The 14,460-nt window shown below is 73.0% G+C and carries 10 protein-coding genes; 4 read left to right on the forward strand and 6 right to left on the reverse strand.

The window, feature by feature from the left end; translation table 11 throughout:
• Window positions 1–41: 41 nt before the first annotated feature.
• From ACFV57_RS31570 to ACFV57_RS31590, 5 genes are all read right to left on the reverse strand, one after another.
• Window positions 42–1,169, reverse strand: coding sequence for a hypothetical protein (locus tag ACFV57_RS31570; RefSeq protein ID WP_385239214.1), 1,128 nt, complete (start codon window positions 1,167–1,169; stop codon window positions 42–44).
• 101 nt (window positions 1,170–1,270) lie between these two features.
• Entirely contained in the window at window positions 1,271–4,954 is a 3,684-nt protein-coding gene (locus tag ACFV57_RS31575; RefSeq protein ID WP_385239216.1) for a hypothetical protein, read from the reverse strand.
• A gap of 470 nt (window positions 4,955–5,424) precedes the next feature.
• Window positions 5,425–5,751, reverse strand: a complete 327-nt coding sequence (locus ACFV57_RS31580; protein ID WP_385239218.1) for a hypothetical protein — start codon at window positions 5,749–5,751, stop codon at window positions 5,425–5,427.
• 228 nt (window positions 5,752–5,979) lie between these two features.
• Window positions 5,980–7,095, reverse strand: coding sequence for a WD40 repeat domain-containing protein (locus tag ACFV57_RS31585; protein WP_385239220.1), 1,116 nt, complete (start codon window positions 7,093–7,095; stop codon window positions 5,980–5,982).
• Window positions 7,096–7,367: 272 nt separating this feature from the next.
• Entirely contained in the window at window positions 7,368–7,736 is a 369-nt protein-coding gene (locus tag ACFV57_RS31590; protein WP_385239222.1) for a helix-turn-helix transcriptional regulator, read from the reverse strand.
• Between the two features lie 133 nt (window positions 7,737–7,869).
• Here ACFV57_RS31590 and ACFV57_RS31595 point away from each other — a divergent pair, with 133 nt between their 5' ends.
• From ACFV57_RS31595 to ACFV57_RS31605, 3 genes are all read left to right on the forward strand, one after another.
• On the forward strand, window positions 7,870–8,718 hold the full coding sequence (locus tag ACFV57_RS31595) for an ANTAR domain-containing protein (protein ID WP_385239224.1): 849 nt from the start codon (window positions 7,870–7,872) through the stop codon (window positions 8,716–8,718).
• Window positions 8,719–9,001: 283 nt separating this feature from the next.
• Window positions 9,002–10,051: an NAD(P)H-dependent flavin oxidoreductase gene (locus ACFV57_RS31600; RefSeq protein WP_385239226.1), complete on the forward strand. Its 1,050-nt coding sequence runs from the start codon at window positions 9,002–9,004 to the stop codon at window positions 10,049–10,051.
• Between the two features lie 126 nt (window positions 10,052–10,177).
• On the forward strand, window positions 10,178–12,880 hold the full coding sequence (locus ACFV57_RS31605) for a SpoIIE family protein phosphatase (protein WP_385239228.1): 2,703 nt from the start codon (window positions 10,178–10,180) through the stop codon (window positions 12,878–12,880).
• Window positions 12,881–12,982: 102 nt separating this feature from the next.
• On the opposite strand, the gene ACFV57_RS31610 is transcribed toward ACFV57_RS31605, so the two are convergent.
• Window positions 12,983–13,747: an AraC family transcriptional regulator gene (locus tag ACFV57_RS31610; protein ID WP_385239230.1), complete on the reverse strand. Its 765-nt coding sequence runs from the start codon at window positions 13,745–13,747 to the stop codon at window positions 12,983–12,985.
• 54 nt (window positions 13,748–13,801) lie between these two features.
• On the opposite strand from ACFV57_RS31610, the gene ACFV57_RS31615 reads away from it, so the two are divergent.
• Window positions 13,802–14,374, forward strand: coding sequence for a class I SAM-dependent methyltransferase (locus ACFV57_RS31615; protein WP_385239232.1), 573 nt, complete (start codon window positions 13,802–13,804; stop codon window positions 14,372–14,374).
• The last annotated feature ends 86 nt before the right edge of the window (window positions 14,375–14,460 follow it).

Below are 14,460 nucleotides of genomic sequence, written 5' to 3' on the forward strand. Positions count from 1 at the left end.
GCGGCGGACCGGTGCTCCCGGGCCCGGCCCGCCGATGTGCGTCACTGCTTCCCGGGAGCGGGGACCCGCCACAACGACGTGGACCGGTCCTCGCTCCCCGGATGCGACTCGAAGGCGATCCAGCGGCCGTCGGGGGACCAGCTCGGCGCCCCGTCGTACGTACCGCGCTCCCGCGTCACCTGCACCGGCCCGCCGCCGCCCGTCACCGGCATGACGAAGATCTTCGGCAGGTCGAGCCCGCCCGTGGTGGAGGAGAAGACCACCGAACGGCCGTCCGGCGACCAGCTGGCGTCCGTGTGCTCCCCCTCCAGGGTCGTCAGTCTGCGTACGCCGCTCCCGTCGGCGTTCATCACGTACAACGCCCAGGCATCGCTGCCCAGTTCCCGCCGCTGGAAGACGAGCCGGTCGCCGCGCGGCGACCAGTTGGGCTCACGGTTGTCCGTACGGCTCGCGGGTCCGTTCACCAGCCGCGTCCGCCCCGTACCGTCCCGCCTGACCTTCCACAGGGAACCGAGCGCCGACCGGTCCGCGAGCGCCGCGCCCTCGTCCGGATTCTCCCGCTGCACGCTCTCCTGGAAGACGATCCACTTTCCGTCCGGCGAGAAACTCGGCTCCAGATAACCCGAAGCGCCGCGGTGATCGGTCACCCGCTCCGGCCGCCCGCCCGGCTTGAGCACCCAGATCTCCTCCTTTCCGGAGCGGTCGGAGGCGAAGGTCACCCCCGCCGACGGCCGCCAGCTCGAACCGGGCAGGTTCACCGCGGACCGGTCGTCCTCGTCCAGCAGGTCACGGGCCTCGCGCACGCCCCGGCCGCCGGGGCCCCTCCCGCCGCCGTTCCGGCTCTCCAGCGGAAGCACGCGCAGCGCCGCGGCCCCCTCGTTGTAACCGCCGTGGAAGACCGTGAACAGCATGGACTTCCCGTCGGGCGCGAACGCCGGGTTCTGCGCGCTGCCTTTGCCCCGCTCCCGGTGGAGCAGTTCGGCCCCGTCCCCGCGTACCGCCTCCGGCCGCACGGACGGAGAGGCGGCCGAGCCCGGCGGCCCGGAGGAATGCGACGGCCGCGCCGACGCCGACGGGTGGCTGGGCGGCTCCGTCGCGCCGCCACCACACGCCGACAGCACCAGAGCGCCGGCGCCCAGCAATGCCACGACCGTTCCTCGTCTGCGCATGAGGGCACGCTATGTACCCGAACTCCGCCGCCTCAACCGGAGTTTGCGACAGCGGCGATGACCGAAACACCCCGGACGCCCGGCCGGTCCGGTTGCCCAGATCACCCCGGGCAAGCGGCATGACGCGGTGGGTCCGGCAGGTACGTGGTGCGCTCCTGCTTGGTGAGGGCGCGGTTGACGGCGCGGCAGATCCGGTCGATGGCCTCTTCAGGGGCGGGCAGGTCCAGATGCCACAGGTGCGCCTTGTTGTCCGACTGGCCGATGGCGAGGGTACGCCCGTCGGGGCTGACGGCCATCGAGGTCACCCGCCAGCCCCGGCCGGGCAGGGTCAGGCGGGGCCGGGCCGAGGCGAGGTCCCACAGACGCACCGTGCGGTCGTCGCCGCCGGTCGCGAGGGTGCGGCCGTCGGGGCTGAAGACCACGGCCCGTACGGCGCCGGTGTGGCCGGTGAGCACGGTGCGGGCCCTGCCGGTGGTCGTGTCCCACAGCCGGACCGGGCCGTCGAAGCCGCCGGAGGCCAGGGTCTGCCCGTCCGGGCTGAAGGCCACCGCCAGCACCGAGTCCCGGTGTCCGGGCAGGGCCGCCCGAAGCCTACCGGTCGTGGTGTCCCACAGCCGTCTGACCTTGTCCGAACCGCCGGCCGCCACGGTGCGCCCGTCCGGGCTGAAGGCCACCGCCAGCACGGCCTCGGAGGACCCTCGGAGAGTCGTGCGCGGGCGGCCACGAGCCGTGTCCCACAGCCGTATCCGGCCGGTGTCGTCGCCGACGGCCAGGGTGCTGCCGTCGGGGCTGAACGCCACGGCGAACACCGCGCCATCGGCGCCGAATGCCGCCTGCCTGCGTCCGGTGCGGGCGTCCCACAGCCGGACCGCGCCGTCCTCGCTGCCGGTGGCCACCGTACGGCCGTCCGGAGCGAACGCCACGGACAGCACCGCACGGCTGTGGCCGCCCAGAACGGCCCGGGAGCGTCCGGTGCGGGTGTCCCACAGCCGCGCGGTGCCCTCGTCGCTGCCGGTGACGAGGGTGCGGCCGTCGGGGCCGAAGGCCACCGAGGTCACGTCGCCGGTGTGCCCGGCCAGGGTCCTGCCGGGCCGGTGCCGGTGGACGTCCCACAGCCACAGCGCGCCGTCGGCACTGCCGGTGGCCAGGGTGCGTCCGCCGGGGGCGAAGGCGATCGCCGCCGCCCCGCCGGTGTGGCCGATCAGGGTCGCGCCGGACTTGCCGCTCCGTGTCTCCCACAGTCGTACGGTGCCGTCGTCGCTGCTGGAGGCGAGGGTGCGCCCGTCGGGGCTGAACGCCACCGACGTCACGGCGTCGGTGTGGCCGCTGAGCACCGTACGGGTCGCTCCGCCGGCCGGGTCCCGCAGCCGTACGGTGCCGTCGTCGCTGCCGGTGGCCAGGGTGTGCCCGTCGGGGCTGAACGCGAGTGTCGTCACGGTGTCGGTGCGGTCGGTGAGGGCGGTGCGAGGACTGCCGGTGGCCGCGTCGCGCAGCTTCACCACGCCGTCGTCGCCGGCCGTGGCGAGGGTGCGTCCGTCGGGGCTGAACGCCACCGCCTTCATGCGGTCGCTGTGGTCGGTCAGCACGGTGCGGGTGGTGTGCCGCAGCGTGTCCCACAGCCGTACCGTGGTGTCCCAGCTGCCGGTGGCCAGGGTCCGCCCGTCGGGGCTGAACGCCATCGTCGTCGCGGCACTGGCGTGGCCGGGGAGCGCGGCCCGTAGGGCGCCGGTGGCGGCATCCCGCAGGTGCACCGTGCCGTCCCCGCCGCTGGTGGCGAGGGTACGTCCGTCGGGGCTGAAGACCACCGCGTGCACGCTGATCTGCTCGCCGGTTACTGTCTCGGCCCTGAAGACGGTGCGGGTCCTGCCGGTGTCCGCGTCCCACAGCCGTACGGTGCCGTCGTTGCTTCCGGAGGCGAGGGTGCGGCGGTCGGGGCTGAACGCGACCGCCCGCACGTCCTTGGTGTGGCCGCTCAGACGCTGCCGCAGGGGCAGGGCGGCAGCGGCGAAAACGCCGGCGGTGGCCTCCGCGGTGGGGCGGATGCGGTAGGCGTGGACGGCGAGCAGCGACGCCAGGTCGGGGTGGCCGTTGAGCAGCGTGGAGGACTGCGCGGCCAACTGCCGTGACAGCGCGGTGCGGCGCTGGTCCTCACTGCTGCGGTACTGGACGAAGGCGGTGATCCCGGCGACCAGGGCGAGGGCCAGCAAGGCGGCCAGCGAGGCGGCTGCCTGACGCAGGCGGCGGGCGGTGCGGGCCGCCGCGCGCAGCTCCTGCTGGTGTGCGGTGGTGGCGGCGGTGAGGAAGTCCCGTTCCAGCGGGGTGAGATCCCTGCGGGTGGCGGAGGTGGCGAACGCCTCGCGGGCCGTGGCCAGGCGGGTTCCGCGGTACAGCGCCCCCGGATCGCGGTCGAGTGCGGCCCACGCGTCGGCCGCTTCGGTCAGACGGCGGTGCGCGAGCAGCCGTTCGCGGTCTTCGTCGACCCAGTGCTGGAGCCGGGGCCATGAGGTGATCAGCGCCTCGTGCACCAGGTGGACGGTGTCCTCCTCCGTGGTCACCAGGCGGGCGCGCGCCAGGAGTTCCAGCACCCCGGCATGGGTGAGGTCGGCCGCGTCCAGCTCGTCACGGGGCGCGGGGCGGCGTGTGTCCGGACGCCCCTCGCCCGGGGTGATCAGGCGCAGCAGGATACGGCGGGCCGCCCGCGCCTGGTGCGGTGTGAGGCGGGTGTAGAGGTGCTCCGCGCTCTGGGCGATGGCGCCGTGGATACCGCCGGCGGCCTCGTAGGCGTCGAAGGTGAGGGTACGGCCGCGGCGCCGCCGCCAGGTCTCCAGCAGGACGTGCGAGAGCAGCGGCAGCCCGCCGGGCTCGTGGCCCACCTCCTGCACCAGGCGGGCGGTCAGGGTACGTTCCACGAACAGCCCCGCGACCGCGGCGGGCTTCACGATCGCCCGGCGCAACTCGGCCGGGCCCATCGGTGCGACCGGCACCGTCGCGTCGCGTACGGCGGCGGTCAGGTCGGGCAGTTCCAGGATGCGGCCGTAGAAGTCCGCCCGTAACCCCAGCACCACGCGCAGACGGCTGTCCGCCTTCCGGGCGGCGAGCAGCAGCTTGATGAAGCCGGTCCGTTCGCGCGGGTCGTGGCAGAGGGTGAACAGTTCCTCGAACTGGTCCACGATCAGCCATGTTTCGCCCGTACCGCCTTCCTCGTCGGCCGGGACACAGATCGCGCGGTGCGTGTGCAGCGGCCGGGGGCCTGGGGTGAGGATGCGCAGCGCCCCGGGCCGGGCGTCCGGGGCGGCGGCCTGCTGCAACCGGGGGATCAGGCCGGCCCGCAGCAGCGACGACTTGCCGCTGCCGGACGGGCCCACCACGGCCGTGAACCGGTGGGAGAGCGCGCACTCCACCAGCCTGTCGACGAGAGCTTCCCGGCCGAAGAAACGGTCCCCGTCCGCCGCCTCGAACCGGGCCAGCCCGCGGTACGGCGCCTCCGCCCCGTCCTCCTCCCGCGCCGGAGGCACCGCCGCCGCCTCCCGCGCGGCCCGGTGCCAGCGCTCCTCCCACTCGTCCGCGTCGCCGTCGCAGGCCCGGGCGTACGCCAGCGCCGTGGCCAGCGAGGGGAGCTGCTCGCCGGACGCGGCCCGCGACAGCGTCGCAGCCGAGCACGGGACCCGCTGCGCCATCACCCGATAGGTGATCCCGCCCGCGTCCCGGCGCAGCCTCCGCAACTCCGCGGCGAACCGCGCCACCGGGCCCGCTGTCGGGTCCAGCGCAGACTCACGGCGTCCCATTCACCACCCCATCGCCATCGGGATCACAGCTCTACCACACCAGCACGGCCCGCCTCCGCGGCAGAAGACGCCCGTCGGCCAACCCCCTTGCGCACAGGGCCCGGGAGCGCTTTTTGATTCATCCCAGGTGAGGGGCCCGTGCATCAAAAAACGGGCTGCGAAAACCCCGGCCCGGGGGCGGCCGGATCAAGCCGGGGTGGCCGGATCAAGGCCGTACGTGACCGGATCACGGTCCGGCGGGGCCGGCGCGGCCGACGGACAGCCACCGGTGCGCCAGCCGACTCCGACGCGGCGCAGGCTGGGATCGAACGCCCAGTACCGGGGTGCCGACCCGCATCCGCCGGGCCGCTGCCGGGGGCGTCCCCAGCAGCGGCCCGCGTCAACAGCCGCCGGGCGACCTCGTGTCCGGCTTCGTTGTCCTCGCTTTGTTTCCTCGGGCGTCGATGCCTGGCGTTCCCGGGCGTCGATGCCTAGCGGAACTTCAACTGCCCGCTCGCCGGACGGTAGTACCACCCGGAACCCAGGGTGTTGCAGTGGATGGTGGACCACCCGTTGTTCGCGGCGTCGTTCCCCGTGAGCGTCTTGTGTCTGCCGTCGGGGTTGTCGCAGACCGCCTTCACGTAATAGACCCGTGCGGTCTGGCACTTCACGCCGAAGTAGTTGCTGTCGTTGCCGGGCTTGCAGTAGGACGGGATGCCCTGGGCGGAGCTGGTGCCCGCCTGGGCGGGCGTGGCGAAGGCACCGGCGGCAAGCGCGCCGCTGACGGCAGCCGTCACCAGGGCATGACGAAAACGCATGGTCTCTCCTCGACTTGTGGGTGAACCGCGGTGGGCGATCGTTTCGCCGACCGGGCGTCACCGACCTTGCTGGCTGCCGGGGGCCCAAGGCAACGGCGTTCGGCTGTCCCGGACAGTCGAGGGATGTCCGAGCTGGTCAGAGCCTTGTCCGGATCTTGTCCGGGTGCTGTCGGGCCTCGCCGCGGTGGCACCCGCCGCGGCCCGGCGGACCGCCGTACCGGAGCCAGGTCACCGAGGCGGGCGGTGTACGAAGACATCGGCAACCGCGTTCGTGTCGCCGGGAACGAGAACGGCCGACTCGGAGGTGAAGGCCACCGCTTCGCCGCTGCCGGTGACCGAGCCGGGAAGGGCCCGTGCCGCCGGGCCGACCTCGGCACGGTCGCCGGTGCACACGTCCAGCAGCGAGAGCCGTCCGTCCTCGGACAGCAGCACCTTGCGTCCGTCGCCGCTGACGGCCGCTGCCGTGACGCCGGCCGGGGCGAGCCGCACGGTGCTGCCGGTACGCAGGTCGCGGAGGTAACTGTGCAGGCCGGGCCCGGTGGTTCCGGGGACCAGGTTCGCGGATTCGGACTGGAAGAGCACATAGCGGCCGTCGCGGCTGATGGCCACCAGCGAACTCCGCTTCTCGTCCTGCACCCCGTCGAGCGGCACATCCACCTGCTGGACGGCCCCGCTCGTCCGGTCCTTGACGAAGATGTCGTACGCACCGCTGCGCGGGCCGGTGGCGAAGGCCAGCAGCCGGCCGTCGCCGCTGAGCGAACCGTTGCCGACGGACGGATGGCCCGTCGGGGTCTGCTGCGGGTCGATCTGCTCGTCGGTGCCGTCCACCAGGTCCCGTACGCGCAGTTGGGCGGGCCGGCTCGGGTTGCGGTTGCCGACGGTGACGGCGGCGAACCGGCCGTCGGCGCTGAGCGAGTCCACGCTGCTCAGCTCGGAGCGACTGGCCTCGCTGCTCCGGCCGGTGAGGCGGTCGTAGACGTAGGCCGACGGGTAGCGGGTGCCCGACGCGTAGCCGACGTACCGGCCGTCGGCGCTGATCGCCGTATAGCTGCCGCCGTATGTCCTGGCGCCCGGCACCCGCGTGACCTGACCGGACGCCAAGTCCTTGATCAGCAGTGCGCGGAAGTGGTCCGCGCCCAGGTTCGGCGCGGCCGACCAGAAGGCGACGTACTGCCCGTCGGCGCTGATCGACGCCCCGTCGGACAGGCCGTCGGCCTGCGTCCCGTCCGAAGTGGTGCTCACCCGTACCGTGCTCGCCGCGCCCGGTGCGGATCGCGCCTGCGCCGTAACCGGCGGCAGTACGGCGGCGGCGCACGCGGTGGCGATGGCGGCGACAACGGCCATGCGCTTCGCGGAGGATGTACGTTTCGTACGTCCCCCGCGTCCTGTGGGCTCTGTGCGTCCTGTGTGCCCGGCGTGCCTTGTGCGTCCTGAGCGTTCTGCGTGCCCTGCGTGCCCTGTGCGTCTCGTGCGTAAGAGCCGTCCCATGGTTCCCTCTCGAAGCGCGCGTCACGTTCACCCCGTCCTACGGAGCCCGCTCATCCAAGAGGCCTCTTACGCCCTGGGCAATCAGCCGATTTCCGTACAACCAACCGCGGCGTCCGAGCGTCCCGCGCTCAAGCCGTGCTGTGCCGGCGTCCGTCGCCGGGGAGCGTGGTGCGGTCCGCTTCGTCCTGGACGAGCAGGGAGAGCAGCGACGCCACGGTCAGACCGGCCTCGGCCGGGTGACGCAGCACCTTGCCGGGGTCGATCCGGTAGGTGTTGGTCCGCCCCTCGCGGGTGTGGGAGAGGTAACCGTCGTGCTCCAGATCCGAGATGATCTTCTGGACGGCGCGCTCGGTCAGCCGGCAGTGCGCGGCGATGTCGCGGATGCGGGCGTTGTGGTTGTCGGCGATGGCCGCCAGCACCCTGGCGTGGTTGGTCACAAATGTCCATCCGGTGTGGGGCTCGGGAACCCCGCTGTGCGGCTCGGGCAGTCCATCCATGCTCCAACTCTAACGACCTGGCATTCCCGTGTCCCGATACACGTAACCGGTTTCGTGTATTGGTTGACGTGTGTCTGCCGATGGGCAAGCCTGAGATATGAGGCGGGCGAGCCCACGACGGGAGAGGATGGCCATGCCGGAAGCTGTGCGCTGGACCTCGGCTCTCCCCGGGAGCGCCGCCGAGAGCAACGCGAACGGCGGCGCGCCGGACGGGCCCACGCCGTACCTGTCGTGGATCGCCGCCCGGGACGGCGGCCGGACGGGCGTGGCCGTACGGGGCGAACTGGACCTGGACGCCTGCGAGCGGATCGAGCACGAGCTCGACGAAGCCCTGCGCTGCTCGACTTGGGGAGTCGATCTGTACCTGGACGCGGTGTCGTTCTGCGACTGTGCCTGCCTCAACATGCTGCTGAGGCTGCGGCAACGGGCCTTCGCACAGGGCAAGACCGTCGTCGTCCGCTCCTGCGGCCGTGCGGTCGAGCGGCTGTTGGGCCTGACCGAGGCGCGAAAATTGTTCATCTTCCCGGACCCGGGAAGCGGGCACGATGCGCTCTCCACCGCCAACGGCCCGGCCCCGCACGAGAGCACCCGTCAGGACCTGCCCACCGAAATCGCCCAACTGCGCCGCGCCATGCAGACCCGCCCGGCCATCGACCTGGCCCGCGGCATCCTGATGGCCACTTTCAGCCTGAGCCCCGAGGCCGCCTGGGCCGTACTGGTCACGGCCTCCCAGAACACCAACACCAAGCTCCACCGCCTGGCCCAGGACCTGGTGAACAGCGTCCAGGGGGCCGCGCTGCCCGAGGCGGTGCAGGGGCAGTTGGGGGCCGCGGTCGCCAAGGCGAAGGCGGCACCGGAGACGTCAGCGGTCCCGGAGCGTCAGGCGTCCCCGGAGCGTCAGGCGCCCCCGGCGGAGCCGGGCGCGGCCGCCGTCCAGGCCGGTGCTGTCGGTGCTGCCGGTACGGGGGAGCGAGTGGTGTAGCACCCGTTAGAGAACCGGGGCGGCAGCCCGGGCGAAGTGCTCCGGCGGTGCAGGGCAGATGGCGTCCCTGGTACCCCGTACCGTCAGCCCAGTGTGTATCCACGCCGGACCCTGGCCGCGTACGGCCGTCCGGTGGGAACCTGCGGAAGGGGCGAGAAGCCGTCCGTCGCCGGACCGGCCTGCCGGAAGGCGGGACCACCGTCCCGCACGCCCACACCCCCTCCCGCACACCCGCACTCCCGAAAACCTCCGCAAACCCGCCCACGCTCAGGAGGGAGCCGTCATGAGCGTGCTGTCCACCAGGCTCACCGAGAGGTTCGCCGTCCCGTACCCGTTCGCCGGTGCCGGCATGGGCATCGTGGGCGGGACCCCCGCACTGGCGGTGGCCGTCGGCAACGCGGGCGGCATCGGCGCGGTGGGGGCCGCGCTCATGCCCGCCGACCGGCTCCGGCAGGTCGTCCGGGAGGTCCGGGAAGGTGTCGGAGCGGCGCCGTTCAACATCAACCTGATCACGTACTTCGACACCGCCGAACACGTCCGCGTCTGTGCCGAAGAGCGGGTGCCGATCGTCTCCTTCCACTGGGGTCATCCGCCGGCCGACCAGCTCAAGTGCCTGCGCGAGGCCGGGGTGTCGGTGTGGGAGCAGGTCGGCTCGGCAGCGGCGGCCGGGCGGGCCGTCGACGACGGCGTGGAGGTCGTCGTCGCCCAGGGCTGGGAGGCGGGCGGGCACAACTACGGGGGACTGCCCACCATGGTCGGCGTGCCCTCCGTCGTGGACGCGGTGGGGGACCGCGCGTTGGTCCTCGCCGCGGGCGGGATCACCGACGGACGTCAGGTCGCCGCGGCTCTGTGCCTGGGGGCCGACGGCGTGTGGGTGGGAACCCGGCTGGTCGCCTCGCGGGAGGCCCGGGTGCATCCTGAGCACCACCGTCGGCTGATCTCCTCCCAGGGGGAGGACACGGTGCTCACGTCGGTCTTCGGTCCCGAGTGGCCGCGGTTCAACCCGATGCGGGTGCAGCGCGACCGTGTGGTGTCCGAGTGGCACGACCGCCTCGGCGACGTACCGGCCGAGCGGGACGCGCTCGAACAGGTCGGCACGACGGTCTTCGAGGGAGAGGAAACCGTCCTGCGCAAGTTCGGCGTGCTGCCGCCGGTGCCCGAGACCGAGGCCGACTGGGAGGAGATGCCCTGGCTGATGGGGCAGGGCGTGGGCCTTGTCCACGGCATCCGGCCGGCCCGGGAGATCATCCAGGAGATGATGGGCCAGGCCGAAGGGGTGCTGACGCGGTTTCGGGGTGGGGCTGCCGGGGCGCGGGCAGCGGCAGGTAGGTGAAGCACGGCCCGGAGCGAAGCTCCCCACCGCGCGCCCCTCACCCGGTTGGCCGATTCCGGTGAGCGCGTCGGCGAGACACCTTGCGAGCACTGAGCCGCGGGAAGGCGTGTGCAGCACACTGACGGCATGGACCACATCAGTCAGCCGGGGGCGGCGCCCTCACGGAGGTTCCCGCCGCGGCCCGGCAGCGTGGCGCAGGCCCGGCGCTTTGTGCGGACCACGTTGGCCGACCGGGCTCCGGACCTGGTGGAGACCGCCGAGCTGCTGGTCAGTGAGCTGGTGACCAACGCGGTGCTGCACGCGCGCACGGAGGTCGAGGTGTGGGCCCGGGCATTTGACCACAAGGTCCACGTACGGGTCGGTGATCGCCGGCCGTGCCGCCGGCTGGTGCCGCGGGGACCCGTTCCGCACGCGGGTCCGGAACAGGGACTGGCCGTCGTCGAGCAGCTGGCCTCCCGGTACGGGGTCGACACCGGGGACGACCGCAAGGCGGTGTGGTTCGAGCTGTGGCTCGACGGGCGGCCGCCCCCGCCCTCCGGATGGCCGACCGCCGCGCCGCCTTGTGACCCGGCCCGTACGGTGACGCTGGTCGACCTGCCGAGCACGCTGTACGCGGCCTCCCAGCAGCACCAGCACGCCCTGCTGCGCGAACTGACCCTCGCCGCGTTCGCCGGGAACGACACCGGCGTACACCCGGACGACCTGACCGCCGCACACGACGTGCACAACATGATCAGTGACGGTGTGTCGGCGGCGCTGGAGGGACAGCCCTCGGCGGCCCAGGTCCACTCGCTGAGCGTGTCCCTGCCCGCGGACGTCGCACGGGCGGTACGGACCTTGGACCACGTACTCGACGTGGCCGAGGAGGCGGCCCGGGACGAACGCCTGCTCACCTGGCCGTCGCTGCCGCAGAACCGCGTCTTCCGTAGGTGGCTGTTCGGCCAGATCACCGGCCAGATCACCGGCAGATCACCCACCGCCTGGACCATGGTCCCCCGCGAGCCGAGCGCCAGTCCCTCGGAGCTGGTGCCCTGGGACGCCAGCCACGTGTGGGCCAGCAGGGTGCCCACCATCGCCGCCGACGACGGGAACCGCATCGTCGTGGCGAACGGACCGGCCGCGGACATGCTCGGCTGGCAGACGGGCGAGCTGGTCGGCCGACGCCTCACCGTACTGATCCCGGAACACCTGCGGGACCGTCACTCGGCGGCGTTCACCCGCCTCCTGCTCTCCGGCGAGCCCCGCATCCTGGGGCGTTCGGTTCCGCTTCCGGCGCTGCACCGGGACGGCCGGCTGGTGCCCGTCCGGCTGTTCATCCAGACCCAGGTGACGTCGGACGGCCGTACCGTCTTCGTCGCCCAGCTCGCCCCCAGGACCGCCCCGCCTGTACCCGCGCCGATTCCGCCCGGAGACAGCCGGGCCGTCTCGCCGCAGCGGCCCGGCGGACCGGAGCTGCCCGACGACCCGGAGCGGGTCACGGGCGCGGGAGGCGGCGATCCGGGACGCGCCACGGGCGAGGGAGGCGACGATCCGGAGCGCGTGACGGGCGCGGGCGGCGACGACACGGACGGGTCGGCACGGGAGCGTCGGCTGCTGGCCGACATCGGGGAGTCGCTGAGCAGCACCCCGAACCTGGACGAGGGCCTGCAGCGGGTCTGCAAGATCCTCACGCAGCGACTGGCCGACTGGTGCGTGGTGGACCTGCTCGACGACACCGAGCAGCTGGAGCGGTTCTGCGTCGCGCACCACAGCTCCTCGGAACTGCCCGCCGAAGCGTACGCGGGCCGGCTCCCGCCGGTGACCGGGGCCGCGCGGGGGCCCCTGGCCCGGGTGCTGCGCGGCGCCGGACCGCTGCTGCTCACCGAGGGCACGCCGTCGAACCAGGTCAGGAGCTCACTCGACGCCCACGACCGCGAACTGTTCGAACGGGTGGAGGCGAACAGCGCCGTCATCGCTCCGCTGCGCACCCGCGGAGCGGTCTTCGGCGCCCTGACCCTGATCCGTACGGGCAAGGAGCGGCCGTTCACCGAGGCATCGCTGCCCCTGATCGGCGACCTGGTCCGCAGCCTCGCCCTGGGCGTGGAGCACGCCCGCCTGTACCAGGAGACCCGGCACATCGCCGAGCGTCTCCAGCGCTCCCTGCTGCCCGTACTGCCCGACATCGAACACCTGCTGATGGCCGCCCGCTACGCGCCGTCCTCCACCACCGCGCAGATCGGCGGCGACTGGTACGACAGCTTCGTCGTCCCCAACGGGCGGACCGCCGTGGTCATCGGCGACGTCACCGGTCACGACCTGGAGGCGGCCGTCGCCATGAGCCAGCTGCGCAGCATGTTGCGCGGTATCGCCATCGACCGCCAGGAACCGCCCGAAGAGGTGCTGCGCCGCCTGGACATCGCGAACCACAGCCTGTCGCACGAGGCCACCGCCACCTGCATCTACGGCCTGGTCACGGGCTCCGAGCAGGGCCCCTGGGAGCTGAAGCACTCCTCGGCCGGACACCTGCCGCCGCTGCTGACGACGAAGGAAGGCGACGCGCGCTATCTGGAGAACGGTTCCGGGCTCCTGCTCGGCATGGAACCGGACATGCCCCGGCCCAGTGCCGCCGACCCGATCCCGGCCCACGCGACCGTTTTGCTGTACACCGACGGCCTCATCGAGCGTCGCGACGAACCCCTCGACCACGCCATGGACCGGCTCCGACGGCACGCCGCCGCCCTGGCACGCGAACCCCTCGACGTCTTCTGCGACGAACTGCTCATCGCCCTGAGCGCCGACAGCGCCGACGACATCGCCCTGCTCGCGTTCCGTCCGGTGCCGCGGGAGTGAGGGGCGCGGCGGCGTCGCCGTTTCGCGCGCGGGCGGCGTCGCCCGGTATTTGGGGCGAACGCCGTCCGCCCCGAATACCGAACCGCTCCCGCTGCCTCACCCTCACGGCGAGAAGTACGTCCCCGGCGGCACCCCGACCACGCGCCGGAACGCCGCCACGAACGCGCTCGGTGACGCGTACCCGACCCGCGCGGCCACCGCCGCCACCGTCGCGCCGCCCGCCAGCAGCGGCATCGCGGCCTGGAGGCGTACCCGGGTGCGCCACTGCCCGAACGGCATCCCCGTCTCCGCGGCGAACGCGCGGGCCAGCGTCCGCGCGCTCGCGCCCACCTCCCGGCCCCACTCCGCCAGCGTCCGGTCGTCCGCCGGGTGTGCGCGCAGGGCGCGCGCCACGCGGCACGCCCGGTCGTCCCGGGGGAACGGCGCCAGCACCGTCGTCACCGACACCGGGCGCAACTGGTCGAGCAGGACGGCCTCCGCACGCTCCCGGGCGTCCGTCGGGAGGTCGTCGCCCGCGAGATATCCGATCAGCTCGCGCAACAGGGGCGAGACCCGCACGACGGTGGGCGCCGGCCAGTCCACCGGGCAGCGGTCGGGCACGTAGTACAGGCTCCGGAACAGCGCCGGGCCGGACGCCCCCGCGGCGTGCTCGGTGCCGGCCGGTATCCAGAGCGCCATGGAGGGCGGCAGCACCCAGGTGTTCCCGTGGGCGCGTACGGCGAGAACGCCCTCCGCCGCCCAGGCCAGTTGGTGCGTCGCGTGCAGGTGCCGCCCGAACCACTGGCCCTTGCCGAGCGCGAAGGTGCCGACGACGACCGCGGCTTGCGGGTACGCGCTCCGAGGAGCCAGGTGTCCGTATTGCGACAAGATGTGTCCCGTGACCTCGTGGTGGACACCTGTCCCGCTTCCTAGCATCGCGACATGGCCTCCATGAATCGCTTGCACCAGTGGATCTGCAGTTCCGACAAGTGGGCGCGGGGAGTCGAGCAGAAGCTGCTCCCCTGGGCCCTCGACGGGGTCGAACTCGGCCCCGAGACCCTGGAGATCGGCCCCGGCTACGGTGCCACCACGCGCGTACTCGCCCGGCGCGCGCCGGGTCGTCTCAGTGTCCTCGAAGTCGACGCGGAGTTCGCCAAGAACCTTCAGGACGTGTACGCGGGACGGGTCGACGTCGTGCACGGCGACGGGACGTCGATGCCGTTCCCGGACGGCGGTTTCGACGCCGTCGTGTGCTTCACCATGCTGCATCACGTGCCGTCCCCGGCACAGCAGGACCGCCTCTTCGCGGAGGCCCGCCGGGTACTGCGCCCCGGCGGTGTCTTCGCGGGCTGCGACGGCTGCGCGGGGCCGGCCTTCCGTCTGCTGCACCTGGGCGACACGTACGTACCCGTACCGCCGGAAACCCTGCCGGGGCGGCTGCGTGCCGCCGGGTTCGGCCCGGCCGACATCACCGTCGGAAAGGGCAGGTTCCGCTTCCGTGCCGTACGGGCGTGAGGCGGGCCGCCGGGCATGAGGCCGAACATGCGAGCGGGACATCACGCGCTGCTGCCCTTCGCCGCCGGAGCTCCGGCGGCGAAGGG

This window comes from Streptomyces sp. NPDC059788, assembly GCF_042732265.1.
Taxonomy (GTDB): domain Bacteria; phylum Actinomycetota; class Actinomycetes; order Streptomycetales; family Streptomycetaceae; genus Streptomyces.